This window comes from Gemmata sp. SH-PL17 (assembly GCF_001610855.1).
In the GTDB taxonomy this organism is placed as follows: Bacteria; Planctomycetota; Planctomycetia; order Gemmatales; family Gemmataceae; genus Gemmata; species Gemmata massiliana.
The window spans coordinates 3532014-3548386 of the sequence record NZ_CP011271.1; the positions used below are offsets into that span (position 1 = coordinate 3532014).

The 16373-nt window shown below is 63.5% G+C and carries 13 protein-coding genes and 1 pseudogene; 5 read left to right on the plus strand and 9 right to left on the minus strand.

Features of this window, described 5'->3' with window-relative positions:
- Positions 1 to 140: 140 nt before the first annotated feature.
- Complete coding sequence (locus VT84_RS14770) at positions 141 to 2036, plus strand: DUF1549 domain-containing protein (protein WP_052557755.1); 1896 nt, start codon at positions 141 to 143, stop codon at positions 2034 to 2036.
- 69 nt (positions 2037 to 2105) lie between these two features.
- On the opposite strand, the gene VT84_RS14775 is transcribed toward VT84_RS14770, so the two are convergent.
- Entirely contained in the window at positions 2106 to 3341 is a 1236-nt protein-coding gene (locus VT84_RS14775; protein WP_052557753.1) for an SH3 domain-containing protein, read from the minus strand.
- Positions 3342 to 4022: 681 nt separating this feature from the next.
- Here VT84_RS14775 and deoC point away from each other — a divergent pair.
- Positions 4023 to 4676 (plus strand): deoxyribose-phosphate aldolase, encoded by a 654-nt coding sequence (gene deoC / locus VT84_RS14780; RefSeq protein WP_410000396.1) that lies wholly within the window; start codon positions 4023 to 4025, stop codon positions 4674 to 4676.
- 37 nt (positions 4677 to 4713) lie between these two features.
- On the opposite strand, the gene VT84_RS14785 is transcribed toward deoC, so the two are convergent.
- The 4 genes and pseudogenes from VT84_RS14785 to VT84_RS42260 all read right to left on the minus strand — a co-directional run.
- Entirely contained in the window at positions 4714 to 4908 is a 195-nt protein-coding gene (locus tag VT84_RS14785; RefSeq protein ID WP_157469508.1) for a hypothetical protein, read from the minus strand.
- A gap of 231 nt (positions 4909 to 5139) precedes the next feature.
- Positions 5140 to 5865, minus strand: a complete 726-nt coding sequence (locus VT84_RS14790) for a PEP-CTERM sorting domain-containing protein (RefSeq protein WP_052557752.1) — start codon at positions 5863 to 5865, stop codon at positions 5140 to 5142.
- Positions 5866 to 6179: 314 nt separating this feature from the next.
- Positions 6180 to 6734 (minus strand): dual specificity protein phosphatase family protein, encoded by a 555-nt coding sequence (locus VT84_RS14795; protein WP_082840088.1) that lies wholly within the window; start codon positions 6732 to 6734, stop codon positions 6180 to 6182.
- Positions 6735 to 6832: 98 nt separating this feature from the next.
- Positions 6833 to 7057 (minus strand): annotated as a pseudogene (locus VT84_RS42260) (competence/damage-inducible protein A); the annotation flags it as partial.
- A 240-nt stretch (positions 7058 to 7297) separates the two neighbouring features.
- On the opposite strand from VT84_RS42260, the gene VT84_RS14800 reads away from it, so the two are divergent.
- Together VT84_RS14800 and VT84_RS14805 are read left to right on the plus strand one after the other, a co-directional pair.
- Positions 7298 to 8392, plus strand: a complete 1095-nt coding sequence (locus tag VT84_RS14800) for a glycosyltransferase family 2 protein (protein WP_082840089.1) — start codon at positions 7298 to 7300, stop codon at positions 8390 to 8392.
- Between the two features lie 13 nt (positions 8393 to 8405).
- A complete protein-coding gene (locus VT84_RS14805; protein WP_239465841.1) occupies positions 8406 to 9413 on the plus strand; it encodes a glycosyltransferase family 2 protein in 1008 nt (335 codons plus the stop codon).
- Positions 9414 to 9500: 87 nt separating this feature from the next.
- Here the strand turns inward: VT84_RS14805 and VT84_RS14810 are convergent, their stop codons facing one another.
- The 4 genes from VT84_RS14810 to VT84_RS14825 form a co-directional block, all read right to left on the minus strand.
- Positions 9501 to 10226 carry a hypothetical protein gene (locus tag VT84_RS14810; protein WP_052557746.1) on the minus strand — a complete coding sequence of 242 codons (726 nt, stop codon included), beginning with the start codon at positions 10224 to 10226 and terminating at the stop codon, positions 9501 to 9503.
- An 81-nt stretch (positions 10227 to 10307) separates the two neighbouring features.
- On the minus strand, positions 10308 to 11420 hold the full coding sequence (floA, locus tag VT84_RS14815) for a flotillin-like protein FloA (RefSeq protein WP_082840091.1): 1113 nt from the start codon (positions 11418 to 11420) through the stop codon (positions 10308 to 10310).
- Positions 11421 to 11582: 162 nt separating this feature from the next.
- Positions 11583 to 12134 carry an NfeD family protein gene (locus VT84_RS14820; RefSeq protein ID WP_162271710.1) on the minus strand — a complete coding sequence of 184 codons (552 nt, stop codon included), beginning with the start codon at positions 12132 to 12134 and terminating at the stop codon, positions 11583 to 11585.
- Between the two features lie 314 nt (positions 12135 to 12448).
- Positions 12449 to 14638 carry an NfeD family protein gene (locus VT84_RS14825; RefSeq protein ID WP_157469509.1) on the minus strand — a complete coding sequence of 730 codons (2190 nt, stop codon included), beginning with the start codon at positions 14636 to 14638 and terminating at the stop codon, positions 12449 to 12451.
- A gap of 439 nt (positions 14639 to 15077) precedes the next feature.
- On the opposite strand from VT84_RS14825, the gene VT84_RS14830 reads away from it, so the two are divergent.
- Entirely contained in the window at positions 15078 to 16370 is a 1293-nt protein-coding gene (locus VT84_RS14830) for a beta-ketoacyl-[acyl-carrier-protein] synthase family protein (RefSeq protein WP_082840094.1), read from the plus strand.
- The last annotated feature ends 3 nt before the right edge of the window (positions 16371 to 16373 follow it).

Sequence of the window (16373 nt, forward strand, 5' to 3'; positions counted from 1 at the left end):
CCGGTCGAAAGTGGAAATCGTTAGACTGGCCCCACGGCACTGGTCTACACTACCAGAACGCACACCAAATACAGTTTACCAGCCCCGGATCGCGCCGGAGGCGGCTTTCACGACAGACGAACCCTCAAAGGGGAATCCGGATGATCCGCTCTCTGCTCCTTCTCGGCGTTCTCTGCGCCGCGGCCCAAACGTCGGCCGCGGTCGACGACCCGAAGCCCGCCGCTCCGACCGGCGTCACCCCGCAGACGCAGAAAATCAACGAACTGATCGCGAAGAAGTGGGAAGAAGCGGGCATCAAGAAGCCGGCCGAACGAGCCACCGATAACGAGTTTATGCGCCGGGTGTTCATCGATCTGGTCGGGCGCATCCCGACCGTCGAAGAGATCCAAGACTTCGAGCAGGACCGGGGGCCGAACAAGCGCGTGCGCCTCGTGCAGCGGTTGTTGCAAGAGCGGAAATACACCCCGAAGGTCAACGGTAAGGCCGTGACCGCGGTCTCGGGGCTGTCGAAGTTCCCGATCGACTATTCCGCGGCCTACGCCCGCAACTTCGCGGAAATCTGGTCCGTGTGGCTGCTCACCCGGAGTGGCGTGGACCCGATCTACCGCGAACAGCTCATGATGTGGCTGGAAGACCAGCTCGATAACAACTCGCCGTACCGCGACTTCGTGACCGGACTCATCACCGCGACCGGCAAAAGCAACGAGAACGGCGCGGTCCACTTCGTGTTCCGGCACCTCGGCGACGCGATCCAGTCCGACATGAAGGGCCAGCGCGTCGACCTCGAAGAGTTCGGCAAGTACGACAACGTGCCGGTTACTTCGCGTGTGACCAAGCTGTTCCTCGGAATCCAAACGCAGTGCACCCAGTGCCACGACCACCCGCAGGCGAAGGAGTGGCTGCAAGCCGACTTCTGGGGCGTGAACGCTTTCTTCCGTCAGACGGAGAAGGTGGGTCTTCAGAACAACATGCAGAAGAAGGCGATGCAGACGCAGAACTTCGTCGAACTCCGCGAGATGCCCAACTGGAACAAGAAGGGTATGGTGCTGTTCGAGCGCCGCGACGGGCAGCGCCGGGCCAGTTACCCGGTGATGCTCAAGGATCTCGTGCAGGCCGAAAAGGGCGAGAAGTCCGCGAAGAACCTCGTGTCGGCCTCAGCGGGTACCAAGACCCGGCGCCAGATCTTGGCTGATTGGGTGATCCAGCACGACAACTTTGAGAAGGCTTACGTGAACCGGTTGTGGGGCCACCTGTTCGGGCGCGGGCTGCAGAAAGACCCGACCGTTGACGACTTCAAGAGCGACAACGAAGTGGTACACCCGGAACTGCTCGCGTACCTCGGTGAGCAGTTCAAGAACTACAACCACGACACCAAGAAACTGCTCGAATGGATCTGCACCAGCGACGTGTACCAACTGAGCCACGTCACCGGGAAAGAGAAAATCGGCGGTAAGTCACTCACGCATTCGGATTTCGACCCGTACTTCGCCCGGATGCCGCTGAAGGCAATGTCGCCAGAAGTGCTGTTCGATTCGCTCTCGCTGGCCACGCGAGCGGAAGGTCGCCTCAAAGAAGCCGAATACAAGGCTCTGAAACTTAGTTGGACTGGGAAACTGGTCCGCAACTTCGGTGACGATGAGGGCAACGAACTGAGCTTCAACGGGACCGTCGTTCAGGCGCTCCTCCTGATGAATGGCAAGGATCTGAACGACCAGGTCGGCACCGCGCGGGACAAGGGTGTGGTGGCCGACGTGGTGAAGAAGCACCGCGGCAACCCGAGCAGCATCTACGGCGAACTGTTCATGATGACCGTGAGCCGACACCCGTCGCGCGAAGAAGTCGTGAAACTGGAGCAGGTCCGCAACGGACGGGCGACGATTAACCTCAGTGCTCCGGCGCCGAAGGGCACGACCACACCGAAGCCGTCCAGTGGCGGAATTGCGGCGGTTCCGGGGGCGTTGCCGGACGACGTAACCTTTTACCAGGACGTGTTCTGGGCGCTGCTCAACACTAACGAATTTATGCTCAATCACTGATCGATGCTGTCTACTGATGGAACGCCAACGGCCCGCGGGCCGTCGTGTTTGAGTTCACGTTGCTGGTAGCTATCGCGACAGTTCTACATTGGTTGCGACGATACACGTCCGTTTGAGGCCGTAAGCCGTTGTCACAGAACCAGTTATTTCGACAGATCGGCCGACATAATAAGACAGATCGACGCCGGTACCTTCTGCGACGAAAGCTTTTACTTCCCCGCCTTGAGGCGACTCGATCATATACAGGCGACCATTGAGGCCACGAGGTGTTAGTGTGGAGTATTTAAGTACACCACGCAGCGTCTCGCGTTCATCCTTCGCGCCGGTCGTATTCGCCGCTGGGGGAAGGGCTTCCGGTGTTCCCGGGCGGACACTGCGGTCTTCCCGCGTGGTCGGCGGTTTCATGAGGCTCGTCGGCGTCGCGGATGTGCTTGTGGGCGTTCCGCGTGCCTCTCGCTCCTTCCGGCGGAGCATGTGAACGCGACTGAAACACTGGTTCACGATCTCGTTATCGCCGCCGGTGCGATTCATTTCTTCCGCGAGTTGGAAGTACAGGTCTTCCGCGTCCTTGATGCGGTTGTCGCGTTCGGCGGCTTCGGCCTTGATCCAGAGCGGGTGGTTCACCGCGGGCTTGCTCGCCGTTGTGCCGGCCGTTGGAGTGACTGCGGGGCCGGGAATGCTCGCGACCGGTCCGCCCGCAGGCGTTGCTGCTGGGCTGGCGGTGCTCCCCGGTGCGATCGGCGTCGCGTGTTCGTTAACGTGGACAGTGTACTCGGTATTCACGGCCTTTTCGAGCCGCACGGCTGTTTTCGGTACCCACCGCACATCTCCGTGCGGCGGAAGGATCGGGTACCAAGTCTTCCCGGAGAAGGTCACGCTTTGCCCGATCACGAAAAGTTCCGTGCCAGGTGGGAGCTTCACGCGGCGAATCTGAAGTGGCTGAGCTAACCCCACTTTGCCCGTTGCAATAGTCACATCCACATCTGTGTCCGTTTCCACGAACACACTGCGAGGACTAGTCCGGCTTTCTGGAGGTTGGTCCTTCTGCGTATCTTGGATGAATTGGACTTGCACCCAACTGATTGACCCTTGTGGGGCGGTGATGGCGAGCCAGTTTCCCTCTTCTTTTTCGACTACTACCGGAGTGCCCTGACGCAGCGTGCCGGTATCCGGGTACTGATCGCTACCCCCCGCTCGCAATTTCACTTCGGGGTCGGTGATGGTGCCCTTGTACACACCCGGTTGTGCGGTCGCGTGCGCCGCGGACAGGACGACGAACAGCCCGGCGAACGGGGCACGAAGCATGGGGGATTCTCCGGGGCCGTTGGGGGATATTTTAGGAGTCACTTCACGCATACCATCCCCCCCAAGAGGGTCAAGGTCGGTCGCGTTTGAACGCACGCGCGGCGAATAGAGCGGCTCGTGCAAGTCGGTTCGACCCGAGAGGAAGCCGGGAACCTTCGCAGCCTTCCACACTCCCCGCGGCCGAGGAACTTTTCCCCAACGCGGTGTTTGTTGCCACCCGAACTGTCGGCCCGAGTAACATTTGCTAACGTTTTGGGCCGGTGCGGGCGGCGTCGAAGGGTGTTTGCACAAATCACCTTAAAAAACGCGGTTTTGGGCGCTGTTCATTCACTCGGATTAGCAACGGAGGCTAACATTTGCTGAAAAACCACCCGAATCGTGGTGTTGGGGGCTAACACTCACCACCAAATACTCCACGTTTGCGGCACTTCCGTTCGGAGTGTGTCTCCCGAATACTTTGATCCATGTGTATATTATAGTGTACAAAAATTCAAAATGCAACTGAAATCGCTGCTTTTGTGGTGTGAGGTGCCTTTGTATCGAGGTTCATCGATTGCTCGTTTCGGGTGCGAGGGAAGGGCACCTGGGTTCGGCGCGAATCGCCGGTATCCTGACTCCAACCGTTCGTTCTCCTCTCACCGGTGTACCGTGACCAACCCGACTATTGCCGACCTCGCCCGGATGTTCGACCACTCGCTGCTCCAACCGAATCTGACGGACGCGGACCTCGAACGCGGGTGCCTCCTGGCGCGCGAGTTGGGTGCCGCGTCGGTGTGCATCAAGCCTTACGCGGTGCGGCTCGCGGCGAAGCTCCTGGCGGGCAGCATGGTGCAGGCGAGTACGGTGATTGGCTTCCCGCACGGCGGGCACCTTACGGCGGTGAAGGTGTTCGAGGCAGAGCGCGCAATGGATGATGGTGCGACCGAACTCGACATGGTGGTCAATGTCGGCAAGGTGCTGAGCGGCGAGTGGAACTTCGTGGCCGACGACATCGCGGCCGTAGTGCGCGCGGCCCACGCGCGCGTTGCGAAGGTGAAGGTGATTTTCGAGAACGCCTACCTCAAGGACGAGCACAAGCGAGAACTGTGTCGCATTTGCGGCGACGTGCGCGCGGACTGGGTGAAGACCAGCACCGGCTACGCAGAAACGGGCGCAACGATTGAAGACTTAAAGCTGATGCGTGAGCACAGCCCGGCGTGGGTCCAGGTGAAGGCTGCGGGCGGGGTCCGCACGTTCGAGAAGCTGATGGAAGTGCGCGCGATCGGGGTGACCCGCGTGGGCGCGACCGCGACGAAGGCGATTCTCGACGACGCGAAGGCGAAGTTGGGCGCGTGATGGGTGATCTGCCGTCGGGCATTCGTGGCGCGCCGGATCAGGCGCGCTTGTCGGTCAACGGTTCCAACCGTTCGGCCAGTGTCGTAAGCGTGGCGGCGATGGCCCGCGCTTCATCGGCCGTCAGTTCCACAGGGTCACCGAACCGGGTGGTGGCTTTGAGCATGATCGACGACTCTGCCTCCAACCAGCAATACACGTCCTCGGTCGGTCGAGCGACTTCCGGTTTGTTCATGTCGGCCACCTTACGTGCCGTCCTTTGCTCGAACTAGTTCCTTGCGAACCGCGGTGTTGAGCGGCGCGATTCGGAAAATCATTCGCTGAGCGCGAGCCGGTGCGGCACAGTGTTTGTTAAGTGACGGGCTCGTCCCAGCGGGGTAAACGAGCCTCGACCGCAATGGGTGCCTCGCCCTTACGGTTACGGCTCGTCATTGGGGAATCCAACCGGATTCGGCTCCACAAGCACTTACCTCTCAGCGCGATTGGTCTTTCGTAACCGTTTCCAGCCGAGCGTGGTGACCGCGCCCGTCGCAAGCAACATCAGGCCGCTCGGTTCTGGCGTGGCAGTGACCGACTGACCCTCGACGGTGCCTTCCACGCGCAAACCCAGAGGGGAGTCGGACCCGAGTTGGTTGTCCACTTCAAACCGGATCACATTGAGCCCGCTATGGAATTGACCGAGCCCCACACTTCCGAGATCGCGAAATGACTGGAACTCTTCAGCGAAGCTGCCGTCTTGTGTGAACACGGCCGTGCCATTGATCCGTACCGCAACGAGCTTGTTGTCCGCGGAGTACCGAAGCCCGGCAATCTGAGCAGTGGCCGGGTCGAAGCCCGTGAGGTCCACAACGATGTCGAAGAAAAATACCCCGGCTCCGACATCGACGCCCTCCAAGCCCTTACCCGAGAGTACGAGCCAGCGCGATCCCGTCGAGGCACTATCCGCTAGCCATGTACCCGGGAGCGGAGCGGTCCGAACGAGCGGAACCTCTCCGCTGTGCCCTCCGGTTCCACCCGACCCGATTACGTAATCATCGTCCGCGGTGCCATCTGACAACAAGGTGCTGGTCGTGTTGTTGAACCCGGTACTGATGTTCTTAATGAAGCCGGCCCGGACATCGGACGCGGTAACCAAGTGAAATGTAAGAGCGAGTGTAGCTGAAATGATGAACGTTTGGGCGCTGCGAATCACGTTTTGCTCCTGAGCGACTGACCGATCGAAATAGGTGAGACGTTACACATTACCAGAAGTGCCTAATAATTGGCGTCTCAGTAGGGTGAAATTTTGGGAATTATTTGGACCTAAAGTGACGTGAGTGTGTTTGCCTAAATCAGTTGTCGGCTAGTTCGCTACTGATAGGCATACCACCGAGGCGCAATTGCAACCGGTTGGGTCGTCAAGTTGCCCCGTAAATTTGTGCCGCAGCTCATTGCCGACAAACGCCGAGTGCTCCGATTGCGTTTCAGTCGCATCTTTACTTCGGCGGAATTCACCTGTGGGTGGGCTCACGGTCCACAGATGCGGTTCGTGGCTCCTTGGGCTTCCAGTGTCTCGAATTCCTTCTCCATCTCGTCGTAGTATTCGGACAACTGGACGTGTGCGTGGCGCCGGCGCCAGTCGTCGAACGAATCGAGTGCGCAGGGCGCGTCGAGGAGCGTGTCGCCGAGGCTAACAACGAGTCGATTGGGCCGGTGACGTGTCGGGTCGAGAAGGTTGAGAGCTTCAGAAATTCCGCGTGTCCGGCAACAGATGATGTAGGCCAGAGCAACGCTTCGCCCGCGCCCGGCCCGGCAACTCACGAGCAGTTTGTCTTTCCCTTTGGCGAATTCGAGTGCCTGTGCGATTTGGGATCTCGTGGGCGTTAGTTTGTTCACACGGGGTTCTTCGATGTCATCAAAGCGGAGACAGAGGTGAGACACCGTGTGCTCCTGAATAAAGTCGCTCGCTTCTTTACCGGAATCGAGCAACACGAGCGCGTGCCACTGTTTTGGCTCGCGCTCAAGTAGCAAACTTGCCGCCAAGTAACCCGCGATCCGTATCTCGGTGTTCGTCGGTTCCATGCAAGCACCCTTGGTTCGGCCGGCAATTCAATCCGACACGTGAGTTCAGAACCGGTTGATGTGCTACTTGGTTTCATCAGTTCCAATCGTATCGCGTTGAGGGCCAGCTTCGCGGTGCGGCTCATGATCTCGTAGCGCGTGCCCAGCCACCCCCAGCGGACGACCTCGCACCCGCCCGCGTGTGCCAAACCCACGAACGCGGTACCCACGGGGTTCTCTTCGGTCCGCCGTCGGACCCGCGAAGCTCGTCGACGATACACTCGGGTTGTACCGAATTTCGCGCGAGCGCACTCGACTGGCGTCCCGGCGAAGGGTTCGCTCACCGCGCCGGTTGCTCCAACTTGAGTTCGCCCGGGTTCGCACCAGTCGCGTATTTCGTGGTCGACGTGGGCGTGCTGCCGCTCCTGAAAACGGGGGAGTACAAGGGTAAAACTGACCCGCGCCCAAAATCGCCGGGAGCGGAGAGGTACCCGGCACAGGTTCCGCTTGCATTGGGTTTCGTCCTGTGCGTATCATCGTGCGACCGCGGGTGGACCCGCGGCCGGCACAGGGAAGGAACCCGCATGGCCCTGGCACACTCGCCAGACGGCACCTCGCCGCACGCGCCCGTGGCCGCACCCGGTCACGGACACGAACTCGCGCTCACCGCCCCGCGTCGCGCCCCCGCGCCGCCGGCCACTGAGCTTGCGGTCGTCGTCGTCAATTTCTGCCAGTGGCAAAACACGGCCCGCCTCGTGCGCCAGCTCCGGCGCTCGGCCGTGGTTCGCACGGGCGCGGCTCAGATCCAAATCATCGATAACGGTTCGCCCGCCCACCCGCTCGCGGCCCGCGTCGCGCGGCTCCGGGGCGTTTCGGTGCGCCGGTACGACGCCAACCTCGGGTTCGCGGCCGCCGTGAACCGCGGGTGCCGACAGAGTACCGGGCCGTGGGTGCTCCTGCTGAACCCGGACATCACCGTACCCGACGGGTTCCTCGACGACGTGCTCGGGCGCGCGGCCCGCGGGGATCTGCCTGCTGACGTGGGCGTGATCGGCTTCCGGCTCCTCAACCGCGACGGTTCCCCGCAACCCTCGACCGGGCCGTTCCCCTCGCTCGGGCGCACGCTCGCGGGGCTCTGCCTCCCGCGCGCCCGGCGCAAGTGCCACGTGAACCGGCGCACGGTCCAAAGTCCGGTCGAATGGGCCACGGGCGGGTGCCTGCTCGTGCGCCGCGAGTGCTTCGAGCAACTCAACGGCTTGGACGAATCGTTCTTCCTCTACTACGAGGACGTGGACTTTTGCCGGCGCGCCGCCGCGAACGGGTGGCAGGTGTGGTTCGACCCGGCCCTACAGGTCACGCACCACTGGCCTCTACACGCGCGCCGGGTGCCGCCGCCGCTCCGTCTCGTTACCCGGCACGCGCTTCTGACGTACACGCGCCGGCACTGGTCCGGGTGGCAGGCGCGGCTCCTGTCCAGTGCGGTGTGGGCGGAAGCCGGTGCGCGACAACTGTGGGCAAAGGTGCGCGGCGATTCGGACGCGGCCCGTTGTTTCGATCAAATGCGCCGATTGGTCTCGGACGTGGCCGTCGGGCGCCAACAGGAGGCCGCCGAGCGCATCCGGTTCGCCGCGTCGTTCCTCCACCCGATCGCCGCCGAACAGGACGGCCGCACGGAGTAACGCGGAGCGCCCGATGCGGACCCATGATATGCCGGTGCCGGGACCGTTCCCCTCTCCATTCACGCTCCGCGCTCCGCTCCCCAGACTCTCGATCGTCATCCCTTCTCACTCGCGCCCCGATTTGCTCCGGCTGTGCCTCGCGAGCGTCGCTCGGTTCGCACCTGCGAACACCGAAGTGATCGTCGTGGACGACGGCTCACGCGGGGCGACGGTTTCGCAGGCGGCGGCCGAATTTGCGGGCGTCCGAGTTGTGCGGCGCCCGCGAGCGGGTGGGTTTTGTGTCGCCGCTAATGCGGGCATCGCGGCGGCTTCGGCGCCACTAGTGGAACTGCTCAACGACGACGCGGAAGTGACCGAGGGGTGGGCCGATTCCGCACTCGCGCGGTTCGCGGACCCGCGCGTCGCCGCCGTTGCACCGCTCGTGCTCCAAAACGACTCGGAACGCCGGGCGCGCGGCCTCCCACCACTCATCGACACCGCAGGAGACGAGTACGATTTCGGCGGGTTCGCCTCCAAGCGGGGGCACGGTTCGGAATACAGAAGGGGTGAAGGAGCGAAATGGAGAGCAGGTGAGGAAGAAATCTCACCCCTTCACCCCTTCACCCCTTCATCCCTTCATTTCAAGGCCGAATACGTATTCGGGGCCAGCGCGTGTGCCGCATTCTACCGGCGCGACGCGGTACTGGCCGCGGGCGGGTTTCCCGAACACTTCGGCGCGTACTTCGAGGACGTGGACCTGTCGTTCCGGCTCCGGCGCCTCGGTTTCGAGATCGTGTACGATCCGGGGGCGGTGGTGTGGCACCGCGTATCGAGCAGCTACGGCCGGAACCCGTCGCGTCGCACGCTGGAACGGCAATCGTGTAACGAGGAGCGCGTGTTCTGGCGGAACGTGCGCGGGCGCCGGTTGGTGAAGTATCTCCCGCGCCACGCCGCGGTGCTCGCCGGTAAAGCCCTGCGCCGGTGGCAGGAAGGGGCACTGCTGCCGTGGTTGATGGGGCGTTGCCGGGCCGTGCTGGGATAGCAGAAGATCGAATTGTTTTCTTAAGATCAACAAACGAGCGCGGCCGGGATGTTCCCGGCCGCGCTCGTTTGTTGATTCCCGTACTGCTTACGCCTTACCTTTCTTCGATTTGGGCGGGCCGAGGATCTCTTGCAGCACGACCGCCATCGCGACGCCCTGGCCGGAGCCGAGGAGTGCGGTCAGGTTCTTGCCGAAGTTCGTCTTCGAGGCTGGGCGGGCGCGGCCCACGAGTTTCGTCACCCTCGTTGCGGGCGCGCCGGTCGAGGACGTCGGGCGCAGCACCTGTGCGACCGGCAGTTCCTCGATTTGTGCGGCGACTGGCGCGGTTCGCGTCGGTGCTTGTGGCGAGATGCTGAACCCGGCGGCGGCGCTCGACGCGGCGGCCGAATCCGCCAGTTCCGCGACCACGCGGGAGCGCGGGCGTGATTCCGCGGGGGGCTTAATCGGCTGAACCACCGGCGCGACCGGGGCCGACGAGCCGGGTTGGGGCGGCGGATTCGGGTTCGTCGAAGCCTTCCGACGCAGACGGTCGATCTCGGCCAGGAACCGGTCCATGTCCGAGTTTGCGGCTCGCACCGAACCGCTACTGGTACTTTCCGTGTTCGTGGACCGAGAGGCCCGGGGCGACGGGCGCTCCGCCCGCTCGTTCTCGCGCTCGTTTCGGGCGCGCTCCGCTCGGTTGTTGCGCTCGTACCGCTCGCGCTCCAGTCGGCGATTGTTACTCGCCTCCTGCATGTTGTTCAGGATCTTCGCCAGCGCCCCCACCGCGGTGGAGATGAGGACGAGGATGACCACGACCAGAAGCGCGCCCATGACAAACCCCGCCCAGCGAAAACGAGGAACCGAACCTGTTGCTAATCGGCGAGCACTGGTGTGCCCGCGTATCGGCGGTGACTACCGTCCGGACCCGCTCTGACCCTCCGCGCCGCCGGTCATGGTCGCGATGTTGTTCCGCATGAGGGTGTCGGACTGCACGTTCTTCATGTTGTAGAAGTCCATCACGCCCAGGTTGCCCTTCTGGAAGGCGTCCGCGATGGCTTGCGGAACCTGGGCCTCGGCCTCGACGACCTTCGCCCGGTTCTCCTCGACGAGCGCGCGCATTTCCTGTTCGCGGGCGACGGCCGCGGCGCGGCGCTTTTCGGCTTCGGCCTGGGCCACGCGGAGGTCCGCCGCCGCCTGGTCCGCCTGGAGTTTCGCACCGATGTTCTCGCCGACTTCGATGTGCGCGATGTCGATGGACACGATCTCGAACGCGGTCTGCGCGTCGAGCGCGTTGTGCAGCACGGTCTGCGAGATCATACCGGGGTTCGCGAGCACCTCCTTGTGATCGTGGGCCGAGCCGATGGCCTTCACGATGCCCTCGCCGACGCGGGCGATGATCGTTTCTTCGGTCGCCCCGCCGACCAGTCGTTCGAGCTTGGTGCGCACGGTCACGCGGGCCTTCGCGAGCAACTGAATACCGTTACGGCACACCGCGTCGAGGAACTGCTTGCCCTTGGACGGGTCCGGGCAGTCGATGACTTTCGGGTTCACGCTCGTGCGGACGGCTTCGAGCACGTCGCGCCCGGCGAGATCGATCGCCGCGGCGGTACGCCACGGCAAATCGAGCCCGGCCTTGTGCGCCGCGATGACCGCGGTGGCCGTTTTCGGCACGTTACCGCGTGCGAGGAAGTGGCTTTCCAGCTCCCCGGTGGTGACGCGCACGCCGGCTTGCACGAGCGCGATCTTCTGGCGCACGATCATCGCGTAATCGACGTTCCGCAATTTCATCCCGATCAGGCTCCCGATCCCGATGTCCGCCTTTGTCAAAAGGGCCTGGATCCAGAGCCGGATGAAGCTGAAGAACAGAAAGAGGAACACCACGAAAATGAGGACCGCGACCAGCGCCACCACAATGATGATGATGCTGGCGGTACTCACCGGGTTCGGGCCGCCCCCGTCCTTCACCGCATCTTTGCCTTGGGCGAACAGAGCGAGCGCGGTCGAGAGCGTCGTCGAGAGCGTCACGGGTGTCGGTCCTTTCGAGTTCCGGGTCGGTCACCGACCCGGCGATTGCGATTACCGTTTGTTACTGATCGAAGTCGTTGCGCTTCACTTTTGGCGGCGACCAGACGAATCACCGTGGGCGCGATTCGGTGAGCCGGGTTCGGAACGGAACATCATTCCCGGTCAGATCTTATCGAGACCAATGTCGAAGTCGTCGAAATCGTCGCGCGGGCGCTTCGGGTCTTCTTTTTTGGGTTCGTCCTTCTGTGGTTCTTCGCTGACTGCAGCGCTGGCTTTTGATTGCGCGGGCAGAGCGGCATCGGCTCGCTCGACCTCGGAGACGTCCGGCTGCGACTCCATCGCGCGGACGATCACCTGCCCGCGCTTCACGTCTACGCACCGCACCCAGACGCCCGCGTCGAGCATCATGCCCTCGGTCATCGCGTCCACGCGCTTACCGTCGAACTCGACCGAACCCGAGGGGCGCAGGGGCGAGACCGTCTTGCCCGCGCGCCCTTTGAGTGTGTTCGCTTCGGGTGCGACCCCGATCGGTGAATCGGTGGAAACTTCATCGAGCACATTATCGAGCGACATTCTGCGCCACGCCGCAACCGCAACGAACCCGGCCGCGGGCAAGCCGACTGCCAGCCCCCCGATCGCGACCACGGCCTCGATGGTCGTACCTTGGTACAAGATGATACCAACGGCCAGCGCGAAGAATACCAGTGCGCCCACTATCAAGAACCCGCCGGTCGGCACCAGGATCTCGGCCCGAGCAACCCCGCGCCGAGGGCCATCAGAACAATCGCAATGATCAGATAGTCATCCATGCGGGACGCGCGTGTGAGTGTGATGGAGCGACACATTCCGCCCGGTACTACGGGCAAGAGTACGAACACTCGGGCGCCGGAGCGATCTAATTGCGCCCTTTCGGTTTAGGATTTCGCGCGAACCGCTCCGCGCTACCGCGCCCACCCGGTCCGGGAACCAAACTTACACGATTTACGACCCGCGCGCCACACGCTTCCGCTTTTCGCGCGAAACGATCATTAAACCTCTTTGACAACGATCCGCGTGCCCTCGACCGCGATTACCTGAACGCGGCTCCCGGACGGGATGAACCCGCCGTCCGAAACCACGTCCACGAACTTCTCCCCGAACCGCACGACGCCGGCCGGACGTAACGCGGTCGTGCTCGCGCCGATGGCCCCCAGCAACTCCGCCGCCTCGCTCGCGCCGGGCAACTGCACTTCGGTCGCGCTCGACTGGTCACTGGGTGGAGTTAACATCATCCGGTTCGCGTAGGGCACTTGCGGTAGGAACCGCGCGATCACGAACGCGGCTACCATCGCGCCCATCATCGCGAACAGGTACGTCGAGATCCGCACCCCCAGTGGGACTGCTTCTTCCCAGGTCTGCGGGAAGCGCTCCAGTGTCACCAGCCCCAACCCGGCCAGCATGAACAGCACGCCACTGATCCCGCACACGCCGAACCCCGGGAGCACGAAGATTTCCAACCCGACCAGTATCAACCCCAGGATGAACAGCAGGAGCGCGAGTACGAACATTTCACCGCTGAACCGTGACTGCGACCAGAACACCAAGATGAAGCACACCGCCGCGACGATCCCGGGTACGGTCAGCCCCGGCACCTTCAGTTCGAGGATCAGCCCGATGAACCCGACCATTACGAGGATGATGGTCACCGCGGGGATGCGCAGGAACTCGGCGAACTTGTCGAGCCAGCCCGGGTCCGGGCTTTTCGCCTTCCCCAAGCCGTAAGCGCTGCACACTTCGTCCACGTTTGTTGTCGGTACGGTGAGGCGGGCTACACCGAGTTCGGCCGCGAGGGTCGCGGTCAGTTCGAGCCGCTTGCCGGGTTGCTTGACGACCCGGCCCTGCTTCCACAGCCCGGGGCTGGCCTTCTGTTCGGTCTCGAACTCGGAGCGCGTCATCAACTTCCGCTTGTTGCGGTTGTTGCCCTCGCCCTCGGCCCGAACGATCTCCACGTCGCGGTTGAGCATCCCCTCAAACAGTACGCCGGGGTAGCCGCGCTGTTCGGCGAAGTCGCGCAAGCTCTGGCGCTGGGCGGCCACCGCGGACGGTTTCGCGGTCTTCAGGTAGCGCTCGAAGTTCCCCAGATCGGCCTCTTTTGTCTCCCCCTCTGCGCCCTTCGGCTTGGTCATCACGATCTCGGAACACCCCAGCGCGACGACCGCGGCCGCGTCGGGCGCGGATTCGGGCACGAACCCGATGATGAGCAGGGCGTCGTCGCCGGTTTGTGCGCCCGCGAGGTCGTCGGCCAACGCGCGCGCCGCTTCGAGGTCGGTCCCGCCGCAGTTCAGGGTCAGGATGAGAACGTTCCCCTTCCTCTTACGCACGTCGCGGATGACGCGGTTCACAGACTCCTTCATCGCGCCGTCCACGTCGCCCCGGAGCGCCCACTGGTACGCATCGGGCGTGCGCCCGGCGAGTGGGTCGGAGCGGAGCGGTGGGAGGCCGAACAGTTCGGCGACCTCGCGCTGGTTCTCCGCGACCCCGCTGGCCAGTTCGACCGCTCGCGCGACCGTGGTCGGGTAGCTCGCGGGCTGCCGGTCCTGTACGCCGTTCACGGGGGCGGTCCCGGCGACCGCCGACACCGACTCCGGGTTGTTCGCGTCCGCGTAGCGCGGGGCGCCGTTGGATTTCGCCACGCCCTTCACGAGTGCCACGTTCGGGTCGAACATTTTCTGCACGATGGGCCAGCGGTCGTCACGGTTGAACCGGGTCTTGTACGCGACCTGCTCGGACACCTCAAGTGGCGGCACGCCCTCGACCACGACGGGGCCGATCGCCGCCCCCTTGCTCATTACCACTTCCTTGCACGCGAGCACCGGGAGCACCGTGTGTCCTGTGACCGGGGCGTGAACGAAGGCGATGGTCTTCACGCCCGCCATCTTGGGGCTACTGAGGAACTTGGCGAGGTCGGAGCACGGGCCGAAGTTGGTGGTCGACGCGGGCTTGCCGTCGGGGTTGAAGTCGAGCACCACGATCCACGCGCGGCGCTCCTCGTTCTTTTCGTTCGCGCGGGCGCTGATCTGGTTCTCGATCCGCGTGGCGACGTCGCTGGTGATCGGGTTTTGAACGGTCACGAACAGCACGCTGTTCGCTTCTTGCGCAACCGCCGCGGACCCGAATAGCAGCACCCACACGATGGCGGGGGCGAGGCCCCCCGTCCAGCAGCGCAGAGAGAAGAGCATTGGTTGTCGTTCCTTGCTGAGTGCGCTCGGGTGGTTCTCCACCCCCGCCCACTTGTTCAGATTATAACGCCGCGGGGGGCCGGGACCAAAGAACGTTCCGGGGACTCGGTTGCGCGGCTCGCAAGCCGGCACACGCTTCGCATTCTCACAACCTGATGCACGTATCGCACACCAACAATCGGGTCGGAACTGACTTTTCAGGGCCGGTTGTGCCGAGTGTAACGAGTTAATCTGCGCAGTTTGAGTGAGATAGTGTGATTCCCCATCGTCGAGGGGATTGAAGGAAGCGGCAGACCGGATTAACTTTATGGAAGATGGTGCAGATGGGGGTTTTAAGGGGTCGGCGGGGACGGCGGAAGTGCTGATGAGTCGGCCCGGGGGGTGACGTGACGTGCCGCACCGCTTAGGGATGAGAGGGACGGCCGCTCGGGGTAACGTCATGCGCAGGGTGGTAATTTCCGGCTTGGGCGTCGTTGCGCCCAACGGGGTCGGTAAAGACGCTTTCTGGCAAGCGTGCGTGGACGGCCACAGTGGGGTCGGCCCGATCCGCTCGTTTGACGCATCCAACCACCCGATCCGGGTGGCGGGCGAGGTCATCGACTTCGACCCGGAGCCGTTCATTCCCGACAAGTTCCGCAAGTCGGTGAAGGTCATGGGGCGCGCCGCAAAGTTCGGCATCGGCGCCGCGGGCCTTGCCGTGACCGACAGCGGGCTCGACGTGGCGAGCACGGACCCGGAGCGGTTCGGCGTGGTCATGGGTACGGGCCTCGTACCGATGGACCTGGGCGAACTCGCGCCGCTCTTGGCCCGCGCCTGCCAGGAAGACGGGGAGTTCGACGAAACGAAGCTCCCGGACCCGAACCGGACGGACTCGCCGCTGTTCCCGCTGTGGCTGCTGAAGTACCTGCCGAACATGGCGGCCGCACACATTTCGATGGCGTTCAACTGCCAGGGGCCGAACAACACCGTGGTGACCGCGTGCGTGGCCGGTACACAGGCCGTGGGCGAGGGGTACCGGCTCGTGGCCCGGGGCGACGCGGACGTGATGCTGTGCGGCGGGGCCGACAGTCGGATCGACCCCCTCATGCTGCTCGCGTACACCGCCCTGGGGACGCTCAGCAAATCCAACGGGCGGGCGCCCGGGGAGCGCTCGCGCCCCTTTGACCGCCTCCGCGACGGGTTCGTGATTAGCGAGGGCGCCGCGGTTCTGGTGCTCGAAGAGTACGAGCGCGCGAAGGCCCGCAACGCGCCGATCTATGCGGAAGTGAAGGGTTGGGGGAGCACGTTCGACGCCTACTCGGTAACGAAGCCCGATCCAGAAGGGCGGGGCGGGGCGCGGGCGATTCAATCGGCCCTCACCGAAGCGGAAGTGGACTTCCGCGACGTCGGGTACATCAACGCGCACGGCACCAGCACGAAGCTGAACGACCTGATGGAAACCGCGGCCGTGAAGCGCGTGTTCGGCGAGCACTCCAAGAACGTGCAGCTCTCATCGATCAAGTCGATGATCGGACACTCGATCGGTGCGAGCGGTGCGATCGAAGCGGCGGCGCTGGCGATGAGCCTGAAGACGCAGGTGTACCCGCCGACGATCAACCTGACGAACCCGGACCCCGCATGCGACCTGGACTACATCCCGAACACCGCGCGCGAAGCGAAGGTGAAGTACGGTCTGTCCACTAGCTTCGGTTTCGGCGGGCAGAACGGCGCGCTGGTGATGGCCGCGGTGTAACGA